Here is a 303-nt window from a genome sequence, read left to right as displayed (position 1 = left end):
TCAGGTACGGGGCCGCCGAGCGGAACGACGGACCGATGAAGCCGCGCAGACCGATCTTCGACGAGAACGCGGCCATCGCGGCGAACGTGTCGAAGTCCTCGGCCCACTCGCTGTGCACCTCGGAGGCGATCGGCATGTAGGTGGTGATGCCGTGCAGCGCCAGCTGCACCAGCGCGTACTCGCGCACCTGCACGAGCTGCTCGGGGGAGAAGACGTGGTGCGAGTTGGGGAAGTACTCCGTCGACCACCGCAGCGACTTGGCCTGCTCGCTGGAGCTCCAGGAGTCCAGGATGAGGTGGTCGA

The 303-nt window shown here is 66.7% G+C and carries 1 protein-coding gene; it reads right to left on the bottom strand.

Annotated elements, in window-relative coordinates:
• Positions 1 to 303, bottom strand: a 303-nt coding sequence (locus tag KI686_RS17595) for an amidohydrolase family protein (RefSeq protein ID WP_237590371.1), incomplete at both ends; no start/stop codon positions are given.

The organism is Polaribacter sargassicola, assembly GCF_021991835.1.
In the GTDB taxonomy this organism is placed as follows: domain Bacteria; phylum Bacteroidota; class Bacteroidia; order Flavobacteriales; family Flavobacteriaceae; genus Polaribacter; species Polaribacter sargassicola.
Note: the sequence above shows the minus strand (reverse complement) of the source record. Positions and strands in the feature narration are given on the sequence as shown.